Below are 16736 nucleotides of genomic sequence, written 5' to 3'. Positions count from 1 at the left end.
GTTGCTGTTCGGTCGGGGGACGGGGGGACGCTCAGGCGGAGGACGCCGGCAGCGACGTGGAGCAGGCGGGGCAGCGACCCCAGTAGATGACCTCGGCCTCGTCGATCGCGAAGCCGTTGTCGTCGCTGGCCGTCAGGCAGGGAGCCTCGCCGACGGCGCAGTCGACGTCGGCGATGGCGCCGCAGGAGCGGCAGACGACGTGGTGGTGGTTGTCGCCCACCCGCGCCTCGTAGCGGGCGACCGACCCTTCGGGCTGGAACCGCCGGACCAGGCCGGCGGTGGTCAGCGCGCGCAGCACGTCGTAGACGGCCTGGTGCGACACCCCGGCGAGGTCCTGGCGTACCACGCCGATGATCGTCTCGGTGTCGGCGTGCGGGTGCCGGTGCACTGCGGACAGCACGGCCGTCCGGGGCCGTGTCACGCGCAGGTTCGCCTGGCGCAGCATGCCCTCGAATTCCAGGTCCGCCGGCACGCGGTCGAGTCTTCTGCATGATCTGGAATCATTCAAGTCGAAGGTCGCCGACCGGCGAGCCAAGGCCGGACCGGGCGGAGCCCGGCCCCTACGCGGTCCGGGCGGCGGATCGACCCGCTGATCCCTGTCGCCGTCGCCACCCGTACGGCGTCTCGCCGCGCGGCTTGTAGATCGACAGCACGGTGATGAGCAGGAGGACGAGCGCGCCGCCGACGGAGTGCGGCAGCGTCCCAGGGAGCGCACCCGGATCGACGCCGTCGGCCGCCGACCCGGCGAGCATGCGGATCGTCGGGACCTCGAGCAGCAGGACCGTCGTCGCGACGAGGGTGAGCAGGAGCTTCACCACGACCCAGTAGTGCCGGAACAGCCCCCACGAGGTGCTCAGTGCGTTGATGATCCCGATGACCACCGAGGCGATCGCCAGCGGCACGATGACGGAGGTGGCAGTCACCTCCATCGCCAGATGCGCCGCGCGCACCCTGTCCGCCTCCCCGCTCAGCGACGCGACCAGGTCCAGCGCGATGTAAGCACCGACGGCCCCCAGCCAGCCGACCGACGTGACGACGTGTGTGGTCAGCACCGCCTTGCGCCAACGCGGTGGCAACGTCATGCCGGGGACGGAACCGGAGCGACGGCGCTCGCCACCGCGCCGCCCGCCGGCATCCCGGACAGGTGGCGCTGCGGCCCGTGATCCCCGGCGAGCCCCGTCAGCTTGAGGAGCAGGAAGAGCCCGAGGAGCAGCCCCGCGACGACGGCGCTGATCTTCACCCAGCGCGGCATGCCGGGTGGAGCGCCGGTGGGACTGCGATCAGGCTCGGCCATGCCGTCACTTTATCGAGACACCCTGTCTACGGCGTGGGCACCTCGTACGCTCCTCGCGTGCCCAGGCTGTGGACCGAGACGATCGAGACGCATCGGCGGACGGTGCGCGACACGATCCTCGATGCCGCGTGGGAACTCGTGTCGGAACGGGGGCTGCTCGCGGTGACGATGTCGGAGGTCGCCGAGCGGGCGGGGATCGGCCGCGCCACGTTGTACAGGTACTTCCATGACGTCGAGGCGATCCTCGTGGCCGGCCACCAGCGCCACGTTGCCGGGCACCTGGCGCATCTCAGCGAGCTGCGCAACCGGTGGGGGAGCCCATGGCCCGTCTCGAGGCGGTCCTCGGGGCCTACGCGCTCATCACGCACCACCGTGGACGGCACGGCACGCCGGAGCTCGCCGTCCTCCTCCACCGCGGGGAGCACGTCGCGGACGCGGAGCAGCAGCTCCTCGACCTGCTCCGGGATCTTCTCGCCGAGGCCTCCGCCTCCGGCGGGGTGCGTCCCGACGTCCCGCCCGGCGAGCTGGCCGCCTACTGCCTCCATGCGCTCGGCGCCGCCGGGACGCTGCCGTCGGAGGCGGCGGTCCGGCGTCTCGTCGAGGTCACCGTCGCCGGCCTGCGCGCCGAGGACCACGGGCGGGCGACGTGAACCTCCGCCGTCGCCGGCGGGTGCTGGTGCTCGGCGGTGCGCGGTCGGGCAAGTCCTCCTACGCCGAGCGTCTCCTGGCCCGGGCGAGGAAGGTGGACTACGTCGCCTGCGGTGCGCTCCCGGACGACGACGCCGAGTGGGCTGCCCGTATCGCTGTGCACCGCGAGCGGCGGCCGTCGTCGTGGCGGACGCTCGAGACCGTCGACCTCGTCGCGGTGCTGAGCCGCCCCGGGCCGCCAGTGCTCGTCGACTGTCTCACCACCTGGCTGGCTCGCGTCATGGACGACTCGGGCGTGTGGACGGACCAGCCGGGCGCCGACGACCGCCTGGCCGCGGCCGTCGACGACGTGGTGTCCGCCTGGGGCGGGTCCCGCCGGCGCGTGGTGGGCGTCAGCAACGAAGTCGGGTCGGGCATCGTGCCGGCCACCCCGTCGGGACGGCGGTTCCGCGACGAGCTGGGTGTGCTCAACGCCCGCGTCGCCGAGGCGTCCGACCGCGTCTGGCTGGTGACGGCCGGCCTCCCGCAGCGGCTGCGCTGACCTACCCCAGCGTGACGACGACGCCCTCGGTGGCGCTGCGCCGCGCGGCGTCGAGGACCTCGGCGGTGGCAACGGCGGCCCTCGGCTCCACCGGCACCGGGCCGAGGCCGCGCACCGCGCGGGCGAAGGCGGGATAGAAGGTGCTCCATGCGCCGTCGAGCGTCGGCACGGTCTCGCCGGAGTCGCCGCGGTAGACCTTGCCCCACCGCTCGGCCGGCTCGGTGCCCCATTCCCCGCCGAGTGTCGCGGGCGTGTGGCCGGCGAGGAGGAGGTCCTCCTGGATGTCCATGAGCGTCCGGTTGACGTAGGCGGCCGACGTGCCGGTGGCGCGGAACCTCGGACCCGGAGCGCCCTGGCTCCAGCTGCCCCAGAGATGGGACCGCGCGCCGCTCCGGTGGGTCAGCGCGACGAAGACGTCGTCGTCCAGACCGTTGTCGCGCAGCCGCCACTCGGCGTAGACCGACGCGACGGGGCCGAGAAGGACGAGCGCCTGGTCGACGAGGTGCGCGCCGAAGTCCCGCAGCGTCCCGCCGCCGGCGGCGCCCGGACCGTCCCCGGGGGCGAGACGTTCGAACCGCGACTCGAACCGCACCAGGTCCCCCAGGACGCCGTCGGCCACCAGTGCGCGCAGCGTCAGGAAGTCGGAGTCCCAGCGGCGGTTCTGATAGGGCGACAGGGGGAGACCCGACCGCTCGGCCAGTTCGACCGACCGCCGGGCCGCCGCGGCGTCCATGGCGAACGGCTTGTCGCACACCACGCCGAGACCGAGCTCGAGGGCGCGGTCGGTGAGCTCGCTGTGGGTGTGGGCGGGAGTGGAGATCGCCACCGCCTCGGCGCCCGCGGCTTTCAGCTCCTCCAGGGACGCGAACGTGGCGACGCCGGGGTGGTCGCCGGCCACCAGCGCCCGTCGCTCGGACGACGTGGTCACGACCCCGAGGAAGGCGCACTCCGGCGCCGCGCCGAGCAGTGGGGCGTGGAACCATCGGCCGCCGAACCCGTAGCCCACCAGGCCGAACCGGACCGGTTCGAGCGTGGCCTCGACGTCCGTGCCGCCGCTGTGGGTGTGCGCCATGGCCGAATCATGGCGCACCGCTCGCACATCCTCGCCGAACGGTCGGCTCCGGGCGAGGTCCCGGAAGCGGCTGCCGCCGCCTCTCGGTGGGCGACCCGGGCGCCGGTCGAGCGTCGGTCAGGCGTCGCGGACGAGCGTCGCGAGTTGCCGGTGCATCTCCGGCGTGACGTCGACGCCGTGCACCTCTTTGGCGTGCGGTCCGGCCTGCGCCATCACCTCGTCGACCGTGTCCCCGCGGACGACGGCGTCGCAGTCGAACCCGGCATCGCGGCACTTCAGTTCCTTCACGGTGACCTCCTCGACGGACTCGTGTGCCGCACACCTTGTCCCTCCGCCGGCGTCGTGACCAGCGGTTCTGCGATGCATCTGAGGCCTGGCGACGGAACTCGCGGTTCTCGCAGGACACTGACGACTCAGCCGCCCCACTGTCCGTGTCGGTTGCGTCCTCCCGCCTCGGCCGCGTGGCACCGTCGCGCGACTCCGCCCCTCCGGGCGGCGCACCAGCACACACAGGGGATCCCAATGTCGCGTCGCGCTCTACCGGTGGCCCTGTCGGCCGCCGCTCTCGTCCTCGTCCCGACGGCCGCCTCCGCCGGGCCGGCCGTGCCCGTGGCCCACATGAACGCCGTCAGCTACCACGGCGCCGCCGAGATCACCCTGCCCGACGGCCGGCACGTCACCGCCTGGCTGACCCGGAACACTCTCGGCGCGCGCAACGAGTGGGGGGCCACCTGTCCATCACGGTCCAGCCGGCCTGCAAGGCCGACCCCGAGCCCTGCTACCGCGAGTGGGACTCCACCGCGTCGGCCTACCTGACCGCGGACCAGGTGTCCTTCGACCGCTCGCTGCGCACGGCCTCGGTCCGCGACGTGACGCTCATCCTCGAGACGCCGTCCGCCCCGGATCCGGACGAGGACCCGGTTGGCGAGTGGCCGGACGGCGAGTGGCCGGAGGAGGAGTTCCCCGTCGGCGAGTGGCCGGACGGCGAGTACGTGCCCGGTGACGAGTACGTGCCCGGCGACGGGTACGTGCCCGGTGACGAGTACGTGCCCGGCGACGAGGAGGTGCCGCCGCCGTCGGACGGGGAGCCCTGGTGGGACATCCCGGTGGAGCGGGAAGAGATCAGCGTCTCGCTCCAGTTCACCGGCACCGGCGCGGTGACCCGGGATGCCACGCACGAGTACACCTGGTGCGGCGAGGGGATCGCCTACTGCCAGTCGAACCGGCTCTACGCCAACCGCGCCGCGGACGCCACCGTGACCCTCGACTGGCTCGACGGTCGCCGGATCACCGGGACCTCGAGCGCGGGCACGCTGAGCTACACCCAGGGCGTGGACGCCGGGCGCCTCCGCCCGATGCCGACCCAGGAGTAGGCGGCGCGCCGTGGGTCCCCGGTCACCTCGGGGCCGGGGACCCACTGCTCCCACGCTCGGCAGCGCTTCCGCCGAGGCGGGCGGTTGCTGTGCGAAGGTGTCCGCCGTGCCCGCCGCCCTGAGTGCGCCCGTCGTGCGAGCCCTCGTCTCGAGGTGACGGTCCTCCTCGCCCTCGTCGTCCCGTTCGGGATGGCCGTCGGGTACGTCGTCAACCGCGCCGCGGGGCGCTTTCCGTGGGACGAGCCGGCCTCCGCCAGGTACGCCGCGCCGTCGCCGGTCGTCGAGCTGGTGACGGCGCTGCTGTTCTTCCTCGCCGTCGCGCGCTTCGGCCTCTCGTGGGAACTGCCGGCCTACCTCTTCCTGGCCGCGGTCGGCGTGCTGCTCGCCGCGATCGACCTCCGCCACCGGCTGCTGCCCAACCGCGTCGTGGTTCCCTCCATCGGCATCGGCGCCGGTCTGCTCGCGCTCGCGGCGGCCGTCGAGCAGGACGGCCCGGCGCTGCTGCGGGCAGTGCTCGGCGCCGTCGTCCTCTTCGCGCTGTTCCTCGTCCTCGCGCTGATCGCGCCCTCGGGCCTGGGCATGGGCGATGTCAAGCTCGCCGCCCTGCTGGGGCTGTTCCTCGGCTGGGTGGGCTGGCAGGCGGTGTTCGTGGCCGCGGCGGCCAGTTTCGTCGTCCAGGCAGTCCTCGCCCTCGTCCTGCTGGCCACCCGGCGCATCGGGCTGAAGGGACAGCTGCCGTTCGGGCCGGCGATGCTGCTCGCGACCGTCCTGGCACTGGGCTGGAGCGCACCTTCCCTTCACTGAGAGTGCCGACTGCCATCACCGAAGGTGATCGGGAGTCTCTGCCGTTCACCCGTTCGACGGGCCGCTGTCGGCCGTCCGGGTGAAGAAGCCTCAAGCCGGCTCCAGCTGCACCCGACAACGCCTCCCAAGCCGCAAGGCCGGGTCAACCGATCCGGACCGGTCCGGCGAACCCCCAGGGAGCCCCCCATGCTCAACCCCTTCGCGACCCTCGTCACGCTCGTCTCCTTCGCTCAGGACCGCCTGAAGCGCGAGGAGAAGGGCGCCACCGCCGTCGAGTACGGCCTGATGGTCGGTCTCATCGCCGTCGTGATCATCGGCGCCGTGACGCTGCTCGGCGAGCAGCTGCTGGCCCTGTTCGAGGAGATCACCGCGGCTCTCTGAGCCATCCGCCGCCGGCGCAGCGGTCCCCGTCCGCGGGGACCGCTGCGCCGTCGTACGCATCAGGCCGACAACGGCACGACCGAGCACCGGACGGAGGTGAGCAGCATGCGCGAGCGGATCGACGACGAACGGGGTGCGACCGCGGTGGAGTTCGCCTTCATCGTGCCGCTGCTGATCGTGCTGGTGCTGGGGATCGCCGAGTTCGGCCACGCCTTCCAGGTCCAGGGCACGCTGTCGGCCGCCGCCCGCGAGGGCGTCCGCGCCATGGCGCTGCAGAACGACCAGGGCGCGGCCATCGCCGCGGTGCAGGACGCCGCGAGCTCGCTGGACCCGGCGGTCACCGCGGCGCACATCACCATCACCCCGGACGTCTGTCCCACGACCGGCGGCGGCACCACCAACGTCCGGCTGACCATCGACTACCCGATGCCGTACCTCACCGGCTTCTTCGGCTCGAGCCTGACCCTGAACGGGACGGGGGTCATGCGATGCAACGGCTGACCTCCCGCCTGTCCCGCCGGCTCGGCGACGAGCGCGGCGCAACCGCCGCGGTCTTCGCGCTGATCCTCGTGCCGGTGCTCGGCTTCGCGGCCATCGCCGTCGACGTCGGCGCCCTCTACGCCGAGAAGGCGCGCCTGCAGGTCGCCGCGGACGCCGCCGCGATCGCCGTCGCGCAGGACTGCTCGCGCGGCAACTGCGGCGACATGCTGGCCACCGCGCAGGCTCTCATCACCGCCAACAACGGCGAGGGCACCGCTGAGTACCCCGTGCTGAGCACCGACCCGCTGAGCGTGACCGTCACCGGCAGCACGCCGAAGGAGCACTGGTTCGCCCCGGTCCTGGGGCACGACGCGACCGCGGTCTCGGCGACGGCCGAGGTCGGCTGGGGGAGCCCCAGCCGGGGTACCGCCGTCCTCCCGCTGACCTTCTCCTGGTGCGCCTTCCGTGCGCAGACCGGTGGCGGGCTGCCCTCCGGCACCACCGAGCACGTGGTCAAGCTCAGCAAGTCCGCGGGCCTGCCCGACTGCACCGGCCCTTCGGGCAACGTCGTCCCCGGCGGGTTCGGCTTCCTGGCCACCGACGGGTCCTGCGAGGTCACCAGCTCGCTGGACCAGGAGATGACGTCGTCCACCGGCAACACGCCGCCCTCGGGCTGCGACCAGGCGGACTTCGCCGCTCACGTGGGCCGGACGGTGCTGCTGCCCATCTTCGACGAGTTCGGCGGCACCGGCAGCAACGCCTGGTACCGCGTGTACGGCTACGCCGCGTTCACGCTCACCGGCTACGACTTCGGCGGCCAGTACACCACCGGCAAGAAGGTCTGCGGCGCCACCGGCAGCGACCGCTGCGTCACCGGCTACTTCACCCGCTTCGTGGAGTTGTCCGACGCCTGGGACTACAGCCCCGACGCCCCGTCGATGGGGTCCTCGATCCTCCGACTGATCCGATAAGGGAGCCTTCGTGCGACGTCGACTTCTCGCCGCGCTCGCGGCGCTCGTCCTGCTCGTCGCCGGCAGCCTCGCGCTGCTGGCGTACGTGCGGGGTGCCGACGCGCGTGCCCTCGACGGGATGCGCTCGGTCGAGGTGCTCGTCGTCGACGAGCCGATTGCTGAGGGCACGCCCGGCGACGAGCTCGCCCAGCTGGTCCGGACCGAGCTCGTGCCGCCAAGGTCGCCCTCGACGGCCGGGTCACCGATCTGGACGGCCTGGCCGGTCTGGTCGCCGCCGTCGACCTGCAGGTCGGGGAGCAGCTCCTGGCCAGTCGCTTCGTCCGGCCCGACCAGCTGGAGGCGGCCGGCACCGTGCCGGTGCCCGAGGGGCTGCAGGAGATCAGCGTGCTGCTCGAGCCCCAGCGGGTCCTGGGCGGCCGCGTGGCCGCCGGCGACACCGTCGGCGTCTACCTCTCGCAGAAGCTGCCGAGCGGCGAGGGGCAGACCTCCGCGGTGCTGCACGCCGTCCTCGTCACCCAGGTGCAGGGCGCGCCCGCGGCGCCGGACGCGGACGGGGAGACCGTGGCCACGTCGTCCGGCGTCCCGGCCGCGAGCCTGATGCTCACGCTGGCCGTCACCGCCAAGGACGCCGAGACCGTCGTCTTCGGCATGGAGCACGGGACGCTCTGGCTGTCCCTGGAGACCGAGGGCGACTCGACGGGCGGCACGCGCGTGATCGACCCGGGCAACGTCTACGAAGGGGTGGCCCGATGAGCCGCGTCGTGCTGGCCGGAGCCGGCGAGGAGCTGGTCCTGCGGGTCAAGCAGGCCACCGACGGGGACGTCTCCGTCCTGCCGCCCGGGCGGCTGCCCGGTGACCCCGCGCGGCTGTTCGAGCAGCTGGTGGACGGCGAGCTGCCCGACGTGCTGCTGATCGGGCCGCACGCGCCGGCGCCGGAGGTGCTCACGCTGGCCGCACGGCTCGACGTGCAGAGCCCCGGCATCGCCGTCGTCCTCATGGCCGACCCGTCGCCGGAGATGTGGCAGGCGGCGATGCGCGCCGGCATCCGCGACCTGCTGCCGCCCGACGCCGACGTCCCGGAGATCCATGCGGCCGTCGAGCGCGCCGCCCGCGCCGCCGCCGGCCGGCGGCGGGTGCTGCGGCCGGTCAGCGAGACCGAGCGCTACGCCGGCCGGGTCATCACCATCGCCTCCCCGAAGGGCGGGGTGGGCAAGACCACGGTGTCGACCAACCTCGCCATCGGGCTGACCGCGGCGGCACCGCAGTCGACGGTCCTGGTCGACCTCGACGTCCAGTTCGGGGACGTCGCCTCGGCGCTGGGCCTGACGCCCGAGTACACGCTGCCCGACGCCGTCCGCGGCCCGGCCAGCGAGGACACGATGGTGCTGAAGACGTTCCTCACCCAGCACCCGAGCGGCCTCTACGCCGTCTGCGGCTCCGAGTCGCCGGCCGCCGGGGACACGGTGACCGGGGAGGACGTGACCCGCCTGCTCGCGTCGCTGGCGCGGGAGTTCCGCTACGTCGTCGTCGACACCGCGCCCGGCCTGTCCGAGCAGACCCTCGCCGCCCTCGACCGCGCCTCCGACGTGGTGATGCTGACCAGCATGGACGTCCCGGGGGTGCGCGGACTGCGCAAGGAGCTCGACGTGCTGCGCGAACTGGCGATGATCCCGGCCGGCCGGCACGTGGTGATGAACTTCGCCGACCCCAAGGGCGGGCTCTCGGTCCGGGACGTCGAGCTGGCCATCGGCACGGGGGTGGACGTCGTCCTGCCCCGCTCGGCGTCGGTGCCGGCGTCGACCAACCAGGGTGTGCCGCTGATCCGCAGCGGGCGACGCCGCGACCCGATGGTCAAGGAGCTCACGCGGCTGGTCTCCCGCTTCTCGGCGACCCCGCTCAAGGCACCGCGTGGCCGGGCCAAGCACCGGGCGGCCGGCTGATGAACCTCGCGTCCCGACTCGAGGCGGCCCGTGGCGTCCCCGCGGCGCCGGTGCCGAGCTCGCCGTCGGTCCCGTCGCCCCGCCCGGCCGCCGCCGCACCCGCCCCGCCGACCGACGCGCTGGCGCGCCTCAAGGACCGCGTCGCCAAGGCCCTGTTCGAGCGCATGGGCAGCCGGATGAACGACCCGAGCCTGTCCGAGGACGCCCTGCGCACCATCGTGCTCGGAGAGCTCGACGAGGTGGTCGAGGAGGAGAACGTCCCGCTCAGCACAGAGGAGCGGCAGCGGCTCACGGCGGAGCTGGCCGACGACGTCCTCGGTTACGGTCCGCTGCAGAAGCTGCTCGACGACGACGCCGTCAGCGAGATCATGGTCAACGGTCCGGAGGCGATCTACGTCGAGCGCAGCGGACGGCTGGAGCGGACGGCGACGCGGTTCACCTCCGAGGAGCACCTGCGCCGGGTGATCGACCGGATCGTCTCCCAGGTCGGACGCCGGATCGACGAGTCCTCGCCGCTGGTGGACGCCCGGCTCGCCGACGGGTCGCGGGTCAACGCGATCATCCCGCCGCTGGCGTTCAGCGGGTCGACGCTGACCATCCGGAAGTTCTCGAAGGACCCGTTCAAGGTCGACGACCTGATCGGCTTCGGCACGCTGTCGCCGGAGATGGCCGAGCTGCTGCACGCCTGCGTCGACGCCCGGCTCAACGTCATCGTCTCCGGCGGCACCGGAACCGGGAAGACGACGCTGCTCAACGTGCTGTCCTCCTTCATCCCCGACGGCGAGCGGATCGTCACCATCGAGGACGCCGTCGAGCTGCAGCTGCAGCAGGAGCACGTCGTGCGCCTGGAGTCCCGGCCGCCCAACATCGAGGGCAAGGGCGCGATCACCATCCGCGACCTGGTGCGGAACTCGCTGCGCATGCGGCCCGACCGGATCGTGGTGGGGGAGTGCCGCGGGGGCGAGTCGCTGGACATGCTGCAGGCGATGAACACCGGCCACGACGGGTCGCTGTCGACCGTGCACGCCAACTCGCCGCGCGACGCCATCGCCCGCCTGGAGACCCTCGTGCTGATGGCGGGCATGGACCTGCCGCTGCGGGCCATCCGCGAGCAGATCGCCTCGGCCGTCGACGTCGTCGTCCAGCTCACCCGGCTGCGCGACGGCACCCGGCGCGTGACCCACGTGACCGAGGTCCAGGGCATGGAGGGTGAGACGGTCACCCTCCAGGACGCCTTCCTCTTCGACTACTCGGCCGGCGTCGACGCGCAGGGGAAGTTCCTGGGCAAGCCGGTGCCCACGGGCGTCCGCCCCCGGTTCACCGACAAGTTCGACGACCTCGGCATCACGCTGTCGCCGCGGGTCTTCGGCGTCGCCGACCCCGTGCGGAGCTGGGGCTGATGTCACCGGCCCTGTTCGCCCTGGGATTCGTCGCGGTCGCGGTGGCGTTGCTGGTGCTCGTCCTCGTCGTCCTGCCGGCGGGGCCGTCGCGGGTGCCGCTGAGCCGGCTGGACCCGTCGGTCGTGCCGGCGCCGTCGTCCCCGCTCGCCGGGGCCGGCGCGGCAGCCGGAGCGGCGGTGGAGAAGGTGCTGGAGAAGCGGGGTCGGCTGGCCGCGGGTGCGGCCGCCCTGGAGCGCGCCGGCATGTCGACGGGCCTGCCGGAGTTCGTCCTGGTGGTCGGGGTCGCCGCGGTCGTCGGCGGGGTGGTCGGCGTCGTGCTCGGCGGCCCCCTGCTCGGCCTGCTGCTGGTGGCCGTCGTCCCCGTCGGCGCGAGGCTGCTCGTCTCGGTCAAGGCGGGCCGGCGTCAGGCCGCCTTCGCCGACCAGCTCGACGACTCGCTGCAGCTGATGGCCGGCAGCCTCCGGGCCGGGCACAGCCTGCTGCGGGCGGTGGACTCGGTCTCCCAGGAGGCCGACGCGCCGACGTCGGAGGAGTTCGCGCGGATCATCAACGAGACGCGCGTCGGCCGGGACCTGGGCGACGCCCTCGACGAGGTGGCCCAGCGCATGGGCAGCGACGACTTCACCTGGGTCGCCCAGGCCATCGCGATCCACCGCGAGGTCGGCGGCAACCTGGCCGAGGTGCTCGACGCCGTCGGCCACACGATCCGCGAGCGCAATGCCATCCGCCGACAGGTCAAGGCTTTGTCGGCCGAGGGCAAGCTGTCGGCGGTCGTGCTCATGGCACTGCCGTTCGGCGTGACCGGGTTCATCTCGCTGACCAACCCCGGTTACCTGGCGAAGTTCACGGAGAGCCTCGTCGGCTACGGGATGCTGGTCACGGCCGCGGTGATGCTCCTGGTCGGGGGGCTGTGGCTCAAGAAGACCGTGGCGATCAGGTTCTGATGGCAATCACACCTCCGGTGGGGAACCCGTGCTGACGCCGTCCCTCCCGTTCCCGGTCCTCGCCGCCGCCCTCGCCGTCGCCGCGTCGCTGCCCCTGCTGGGCTGGGCCCTGCTCGCCCGGCCCGGTGCCGAGGCGGTCGCGGCCCGGGACAATCTCGTGCGGGGCATCGAGCTTCCGCTGGACGCTCCGGGCGTCGTCCGCAGCGGTCCTGGTCCGGCTGCCCGGCTGGTCCGCAGTCTCACACCGCGGGGGACCGCCTCCCGCCTGGACCGGCTGGCCGGCCGGGCCGGGCGCCCGGCCGACTGGCCGGTGCCGAGGCTGGTCGCGGCCAAGCTGGTGCTGGCGGTCATCGCCGGCGGCCTGGGCCTGCTCTTCGTGAGCGGCGAGCCCGGCGTCCTCACCGTCGTCCTGGCGGTCGTCGTGACCGTCGTGGCCTACTTCCTGCCCGAGCTGCTGCTGCACAGCCGCGGGCAGGAGCGCCAGGAGGCCATCGCGCTGGAGCTGCCCGACACGCTCGACCAGATGACGATCGCGGTCGAGGCCGGCCTGGGCTTCGAGTCGGCGATGGCGCGCGCGGGCAGCAACGGCAAGGGCCCGCTGGCCGAGGAGCTGGTGCGCACGCTCCAGGACATCGCCGTGGGTCAGCCCCGGCGCGATGCCTACCTGTCGCTCGCCGAGCGGACCGGGGTCGCCGATCTGCGCCGGTTCATCCGGGCGGTCGTGCAGGCCGACCAGTACGGCGTCTCGATCGCCGACGTGCTGCGCACCCAGGCGCAGGAGATGCGCCTCAAGCGGCGCCAGCGCGCGGAGGAGAAGGCGATGCAGATCCCGGTGAAGGTGATCTTCCCGTTGATCCTGTGCATCCTCCCGGTGCTCTTCATCGTGCTGCTCGGGCCGGCCGTCATGGACATCGCCGCCACGTTCAGCGGAGGCTGAGGGCGCAGGAAAGCTGCGCTCCCAGCCTCCGCAAGAGACGTCAGCGGGGCTGGGCGGGGTTGGTCGGGTCGCCCTGGGACGGCGGGTTGATCGGGGGCCCGCTGGTCGCCTCGGACACCTTCGACCCGCCGCTGGCGTGGGCCGGGTCGTCGACCGCGGAGGACGCCGGGTCGCCGCCCGATGGCTGCGCGCCGTCGCGCAGCGCGGACAGCCGGTTCTCCATCACGGTGACCACCTGGAGCCGATTGGCGTGCGCCCGCTCGTACTCCAGCAGGGTCTGCACGCCCTGGGCGTCGAGGGTCCGGATCCGCGTCGTGAGTCCCTCCACCGGCAGGTGGTCGTAGTCGGGCAAGGGCAACTGATCGTGCTCGGTCATCCCACGTCCTCTCGGAGTCGCTGTCGCTCGACCGCCTACCCGGGATCGGGCGTCCGACACGGCGCCGGCGGTCGCGGGTGTGAGGGCACGGTCGGTGGGTAGGCGGCCAACGGACGTGCCGCGGTCCGGTCACGGGCTCTGCGGCGCCTACGTAACCGACACGAGGAGTTGCCCCACCGCCATGGACGTGTCCTTCCTGCAGCCGGTCTTCGACGCCACCGGTCCGTTCGCCACGGTCACCGCGAACGTCACGCACACCACCGAGAACGCCGACGCCGAGCTCGAGCTGCGGGTGCGCGCGCTCACCGAGCAGCTCACCGAGCAGGGGGCGCCGGAGGTGGTCGTCGAGGCGGTGCGCGGCCGCCTGCTCGAGGGGAACGAGGGCGGCCAGGCCGGCACGCTGGAAGGCCGCGCGGTGGTGGTCGCAGCCGACGGGGCGGTCGTCCTCGACGAGGTGCTCGCCGCCGCGCCGGCCCAGGAGTCCGCGGTGTGGTCCCCGCGGCCGGACCTGCTGCCGGTCCTCCGCCAGCTGGCCGGCCGGGTGCCGCACCTGGTGGTCGTCACCGACCGCGTGGGCGCTGACCTCAGCGTCGTCGGCACCTCGGGCGAGCCCGTCGAGGAGAAGGAGGTCGACGGCGACACCTTCCACATGCGCAAGGTCAAGGTGGGCGGCTGGGCGCACAACACCTACATGCACACCGCGGAGAACAGGTGGGAGGAGAACGCCGGCCTCGTGGCCGACGAGATCGAGTCCCAGGTCCGTCGGCGCGGCCTGCGCTTCGTCCTGGTCGCCGGCGACGTCCGGGCGCGGCAGATCCTCACCGACAAGGCCTCCGGCACCTGGTCCGACCTCGTCGTCTCGATGGAGGAGGGCGGGCGGGCCGCCGGTGCCGACCGGGCAGCCGTGCAGCGCAGGGCCGCCGAGCTCGTCGCCGAGCACGAGGCCCGCGAGTGCGCCGACGTGCTCGAGAAGGTCCAAGCCGCCGGCGCGCACGGCCTCGCCGTCACCGGCAAGGACGCCGTCGTCGAGGCGCTGCGCAAGAGCCAGGTCGAGACGCTGGTGGTCGCCGACGACCTGGGCGAGGACACCCTGCTGGTCGGCAACGGCCCGCTCGAGCTGGGTGTCAAGCAGCAGGACATGGACGCGCTCGGCGTGCACGGGGAGGTAGCGCCTCTGGATGCCGCCCTGCTGGCGGCTGCCGTCGCCAGCAGCGCCGGTCTGGTCGTCGTCCCGGCGTCGGCGATGCCGGGCGAGCCGGTAGCGGCGGTCCTGCGCTACACCGACGACTCGACGCCGACCGACCAGTGACCGAGGAGACCCCGACCGTGACCGACCCGCACGCACCCGCCACCTCACCCGGCACGTCCGAGGGCGACGTCGAGCGCCGCGCGGCGATCGCCGAGGCCCTCGGCAAGGAGGTGTGGCCCGCCGACCGCGACGCCCTCGTCGCCAAGGCGCAGGAGAGCGGCGCGTCCGACGCCGTCCTCGGCCAGTTGCGCCGGCTGCCCGAGGGGCAGCAGTTCCAGAACGTCCAGGACGTCGCCGGGGCGCTCGGTCTCGGCACGGAGCAGGGAAGGTTCTGACATGCCGTCGATGAAGGACCCCTCGCCCGAGGCGATCGCGAACGTCACCGAGGACAACGTCCGGACGCGCGCCCAGCTGCTGCCGGAGGAGGTGTCCGCCGAGGGTCACCCCGACCCCGCGGAGGGCGGCATCGATCCCGAGGTCCAGGCGGCGGTGATCCTCGCCGAGTCGGAGGAGCGCACGATCCACGCCGACCCGGACGACGCCCAGGGTGGGCACCGCCAGTCGTCGGACACCGCAGACCTGCCCTGACCGTGCGCCACGAGCACCCGGTCCAACTGCGCTGGTCGGACCCGGACTCGCTGGGCCACGTCAACCACGCCCGAGCGCTGAGCCTGCTGGAGGACGCGCGGCTGGCCATGGTCGGCGGCTCGGGGAGCTCGCTGATCCTGGCCCGGCTCGAGGTGGACTACCTGCGCCAGCTCTACTACCGCGTCGGCGAGCGACCGTGCGTGACCAGTTGGGTGACCCGACTCGGCACCAAGTCCTTCACCGTGCGCCAGGAACTGGTGCAGGACGGGCAGGTGGCCATCCGCGCCGACGTGACCATGGTGGTGTTCGACTTCGCGACCGACACCAGCCGCCCGCTCAGCGACGAGGAGCGCGCGTTCTGGTCCCGCTGGCTCGACCGCAAGTGATCAGCCACGGGGGCGCCGCCGAGGTCGAGTCGGTCCTCGGCCGGCTCACGGCGTGGGCCCGGCAGCAACCCGACGTCCGGGCGCTGGCTCTGGTCGGCTCCTGGGCCCGCGGGGCGGCGCACGGCGCCTCGGACGTCGACGTCGTGCTCCTCACCGACTCCCCGGAGCGGTACGTCGTGGACGACGACTGGCCGGCCGAGGTCGGCGGTGAGCGGCTCCTGACGACGCGCCGTTGGGGGCCGCTCACCGAGCGGCGGTTCCTCCTGGGCACCGGCCTGGAGGTCGACTTCTGCGTCGGCCCTCCGGCGTGGGCGTCGGTCGACCCACTCGACCCGGGGACGGCGGCCGTCGTCTCGGCCGGGATGCGGTCGCTCCACGACCCCGACGGCGCGCTCGCCACGCTCGCCGCCGCGGTCGCCGCGCGACGTCGGCTCAGGCGCGGATCTCCAGGGTGCAGCACTTGACGCTGCCGCCGGCCTTGAGCAGCTCGCTGAGGTCGACGCCGACGGGCACGTAGCCGCGCTCCTCCAGCTGAGCCGCCAGGCCCGTCGCCGCGTACGGCAGGACCACGTGCTTGCCGTCGGAGACCGCGTTGAGCCCGAGCACGACGGCGTCCGCCTCGTCGGCGAGCACCGCGTCGGGGAACAGCCGCTGCAGGACCCCTCGGCTGCCGGGGCTGAACGCCGCGGGGTAGTAGGCGACGGTGCGCTCGTCGAGCACCGCCAGCGCGGTGTCGAGGTGGTAGAAGCGCGGGTCGACCAGCCGCAGCGAGATGACCGGGATGCCGAAGAGCTCCTGCACCTCGGTGTGCGCGCCCGGGTCGGTCCGGAAGCCGGTGCCGGCCAGGACCAGGTCGCCGACGACGAGGAAGTCGCCCTCGCCCTCGTTGACGTGCACCGGCGCGAAGACCTCCTTGAGCCCGGCGTCGGCCAGCCAGGCGAGGTAGGCCGGGCCCTCCGCACGCCGCTCGGCGTGGGTGAACCGGGCGCCCAGCGCGCGGCCCTCGATCACCAGGCCGCCGTTGGCGGCGAAGACCATGTCGGGCAGGCCGGGCACGGGGGTGATGACCTCGACCTGGTGACCCAGGTCGAGGTAGGTCTGCCGCAGGGTCTCCCACTGCCGGATGGCCAGCTCGCGGTCCGCGCCGCGGGTGACGTCCATCCACGGGTTGATGGCGTAGCTGACGTCGAAGTGCTCCGGGCGGCACATGAGGTAGCGCCGCGGCGTGGCGGCGCGCTCGGTCTCCAGCGCGGGGCGCGGCTGGGGAAGGACAGCGGTCACCGGACAACTCCTGCGGGAAGACGTGGGCGCCGACGGCGCCGGTCACCGTGAACGCTAATCAGGAGAACATT

General features: G+C 73.2%; 24 protein-coding genes and 1 pseudogene. 18 read left to right on the top strand and 7 right to left on the bottom strand.

Annotation, left to right across the window (positions count from 1 at the left end; translation table 11 throughout):
• Nucleotides 1–31: 31 nt before the first annotated feature.
• The 3 genes from MVA48_RS06995 to MVA48_RS06985 all read right to left on the bottom strand — a co-directional run bounded on the left by MVA48_RS06995 (nt 32) and on the right by MVA48_RS06985 (nt 1294).
• A complete protein-coding gene (locus MVA48_RS06995) occupies nt 32–472 on the bottom strand; it encodes a Fur family transcriptional regulator (protein ID WP_305852295.1) in 441 nt (146 codons plus the stop codon).
• Nucleotides 473–560: 88 nt separating this feature from the next.
• On the bottom strand, nt 561–1082 hold the full coding sequence (locus MVA48_RS06990; protein WP_246987235.1) for a hypothetical protein: 522 nt from the start codon (nt 1080–1082) through the stop codon (nt 561–563).
• Nucleotides 1079–1294 carry a hypothetical protein gene (locus MVA48_RS06985; RefSeq protein ID WP_246987233.1) on the bottom strand — a complete coding sequence of 72 codons (216 nt, stop codon included), beginning with the start codon at nt 1292–1294 and terminating at the stop codon, nt 1079–1081. The genes MVA48_RS06990 and MVA48_RS06985 overlap by 4 nt, the downstream gene beginning before the upstream one ends.
• Before the next feature lie 33 nt (nt 1295–1327).
• Here MVA48_RS06985 and MVA48_RS23380 point away from each other — a divergent pair.
• The 3 genes and pseudogenes from MVA48_RS23380 to cobU all read left to right on the top strand — a co-directional run.
• Nucleotides 1328–1531: pseudogene (locus tag MVA48_RS23380) on the top strand (helix-turn-helix domain-containing protein); the annotation flags it as partial.
• An 83-nt stretch (nt 1532–1614) separates the two neighbouring features.
• Entirely contained in the window at nt 1615–1944 is a 330-nt protein-coding gene (locus tag MVA48_RS06975; RefSeq protein ID WP_246987231.1) for an SbtR family transcriptional regulator, read from the top strand.
• A complete protein-coding gene (gene cobU, locus MVA48_RS06970) occupies nt 1941–2483 on the top strand; it encodes a bifunctional adenosylcobinamide kinase/adenosylcobinamide-phosphate guanylyltransferase (RefSeq protein WP_246987228.1) in 543 nt (180 codons plus the stop codon). The genes MVA48_RS06975 and cobU overlap by 4 nt, the downstream gene beginning before the upstream one ends.
• A gap of 1 nt (nt 2484) precedes the next feature.
• On the opposite strand, the gene MVA48_RS06965 is transcribed toward cobU, so the two are convergent.
• Nucleotides 2485–3555, bottom strand: coding sequence for a Gfo/Idh/MocA family protein (locus MVA48_RS06965; protein WP_246987227.1), 1071 nt, complete (start codon nt 3553–3555; stop codon nt 2485–2487).
• A gap of 117 nt (nt 3556–3672) precedes the next feature.
• Nucleotides 3673–3843 carry a DUF1059 domain-containing protein gene (locus tag MVA48_RS06960; protein WP_246987224.1) on the bottom strand — a complete coding sequence of 57 codons (171 nt, stop codon included), beginning with the start codon at nt 3841–3843 and terminating at the stop codon, nt 3673–3675.
• Between the two features lie 431 nt (nt 3844–4274).
• Between MVA48_RS06960 and MVA48_RS06955 the strand changes: the two genes are divergently transcribed.
• The 10 genes from MVA48_RS06955 to MVA48_RS06910 all read left to right on the top strand — a co-directional run bounded on the left by MVA48_RS06955 (nt 4275) and on the right by MVA48_RS06910 (nt 12785).
• Nucleotides 4275–4928 (top strand): hypothetical protein, encoded by a 654-nt coding sequence (locus MVA48_RS06955; protein WP_246987222.1) that lies wholly within the window; start codon nt 4275–4277, stop codon nt 4926–4928.
• Between the two features lie 153 nt (nt 4929–5081).
• Nucleotides 5082–5732, top strand: a complete 651-nt coding sequence (locus tag MVA48_RS06950; protein ID WP_246987220.1) for a prepilin peptidase — start codon at nt 5082–5084, stop codon at nt 5730–5732.
• A gap of 186 nt (nt 5733–5918) precedes the next feature.
• On the top strand, nt 5919–6113 hold the full coding sequence (locus MVA48_RS06945; protein WP_246987218.1) for a Flp family type IVb pilin: 195 nt from the start codon (nt 5919–5921) through the stop codon (nt 6111–6113).
• 105 nt (nt 6114–6218) lie between these two features.
• Complete coding sequence (locus tag MVA48_RS06940; RefSeq protein WP_246987216.1) at nt 6219–6614, top strand: TadE/TadG family type IV pilus assembly protein; 396 nt, start codon at nt 6219–6221, stop codon at nt 6612–6614.
• Nucleotides 6602–7564: a pilus assembly protein TadG-related protein gene (locus tag MVA48_RS06935; protein ID WP_246987214.1), complete on the top strand. Its 963-nt coding sequence runs from the start codon at nt 6602–6604 to the stop codon at nt 7562–7564. Before MVA48_RS06940 ends, MVA48_RS06935 begins: the two co-directional genes overlap by 13 nt.
• Nucleotides 7565–7915: 351 nt before the next feature.
• Complete coding sequence (locus MVA48_RS06930) at nt 7916–8317, top strand: RcpC/CpaB family pilus assembly protein (protein WP_246987212.1); 402 nt, start codon at nt 7916–7918, stop codon at nt 8315–8317.
• Nucleotides 8314–9504, top strand: a complete 1191-nt coding sequence (locus MVA48_RS06925) for an AAA family ATPase (RefSeq protein WP_246987210.1) — start codon at nt 8314–8316, stop codon at nt 9502–9504. Before MVA48_RS06930 ends, MVA48_RS06925 begins: the two co-directional genes overlap by 4 nt.
• On the top strand, nt 9504–10904 hold the full coding sequence (locus MVA48_RS06920) for a CpaF family protein (protein ID WP_246987208.1): 1401 nt from the start codon (nt 9504–9506) through the stop codon (nt 10902–10904). The genes MVA48_RS06925 and MVA48_RS06920 overlap by 1 nt, the downstream gene beginning before the upstream one ends.
• Nucleotides 10904–11848, top strand: a complete 945-nt coding sequence (locus tag MVA48_RS23735) for a type II secretion system F family protein (protein ID WP_305852294.1) — start codon at nt 10904–10906, stop codon at nt 11846–11848. Before MVA48_RS06920 ends, MVA48_RS23735 begins: the two co-directional genes overlap by 1 nt.
• Nucleotides 11849–11876: 28 nt before the next feature.
• Complete coding sequence (locus MVA48_RS06910; RefSeq protein ID WP_246987206.1) at nt 11877–12785, top strand: type II secretion system F family protein; 909 nt, start codon at nt 11877–11879, stop codon at nt 12783–12785.
• A gap of 40 nt (nt 12786–12825) precedes the next feature.
• Here the strand turns inward: MVA48_RS06910 and MVA48_RS06905 are convergent, their stop codons facing one another.
• Complete coding sequence (locus MVA48_RS06905; protein WP_246987204.1) at nt 12826–13161, bottom strand: hypothetical protein; 336 nt, start codon at nt 13159–13161, stop codon at nt 12826–12828.
• A 181-nt stretch (nt 13162–13342) separates the two neighbouring features.
• Here MVA48_RS06905 and MVA48_RS06900 point away from each other — a divergent pair, with 181 nt between their 5' ends.
• The 5 genes from MVA48_RS06900 to MVA48_RS06880 are packed head-to-tail and all read left to right on the top strand — an operon-like array spanning nt 13343 to nt 15848.
• On the top strand, nt 13343–14470 hold the full coding sequence (locus MVA48_RS06900; RefSeq protein ID WP_246987202.1) for a baeRF2 domain-containing protein: 1128 nt from the start codon (nt 13343–13345) through the stop codon (nt 14468–14470).
• Between the two features lie 17 nt (nt 14471–14487).
• Nucleotides 14488–14745 (top strand): DUF2795 domain-containing protein, encoded by a 258-nt coding sequence (locus tag MVA48_RS06895; protein ID WP_246987200.1) that lies wholly within the window; start codon nt 14488–14490, stop codon nt 14743–14745.
• 1 nt (nt 14746) lies between these two features.
• Nucleotides 14747–14998 carry a hypothetical protein gene (locus tag MVA48_RS06890; RefSeq protein ID WP_246987198.1) on the top strand — a complete coding sequence of 84 codons (252 nt, stop codon included), beginning with the start codon at nt 14747–14749 and terminating at the stop codon, nt 14996–14998.
• 2 nt (nt 14999–15000) lie between these two features.
• Nucleotides 15001–15384 (top strand): acyl-CoA thioesterase, encoded by a 384-nt coding sequence (locus MVA48_RS06885; RefSeq protein WP_246987196.1) that lies wholly within the window; start codon nt 15001–15003, stop codon nt 15382–15384.
• Nucleotides 15381–15848, top strand: a complete 468-nt coding sequence (locus tag MVA48_RS06880) for a nucleotidyltransferase domain-containing protein (RefSeq protein WP_246987194.1) — start codon at nt 15381–15383, stop codon at nt 15846–15848. Before MVA48_RS06885 ends, MVA48_RS06880 begins: the two co-directional genes overlap by 4 nt.
• Here the strand turns inward: MVA48_RS06880 and ddaH are convergent.
• Entirely contained in the window at nt 15817–16665 is an 849-nt protein-coding gene (ddaH, locus tag MVA48_RS06875; RefSeq protein ID WP_246987192.1) for a dimethylargininase, read from the bottom strand. The two genes, MVA48_RS06880 and ddaH, sit on opposite strands and share 32 nt — an antisense overlap.
• Between the last annotated feature and the right edge of the window lie 71 nt (nt 16666–16736).

The sequence above is a fragment of the Blastococcus sp. PRF04-17 genome, from assembly GCF_023016265.1.
GTDB lineage: Bacteria > Actinomycetota > Actinomycetes > Mycobacteriales > Geodermatophilaceae > Blastococcus_B.
Note: the sequence above shows the minus strand (reverse complement) of the source record. Positions and strands in the feature narration are given on the sequence as shown.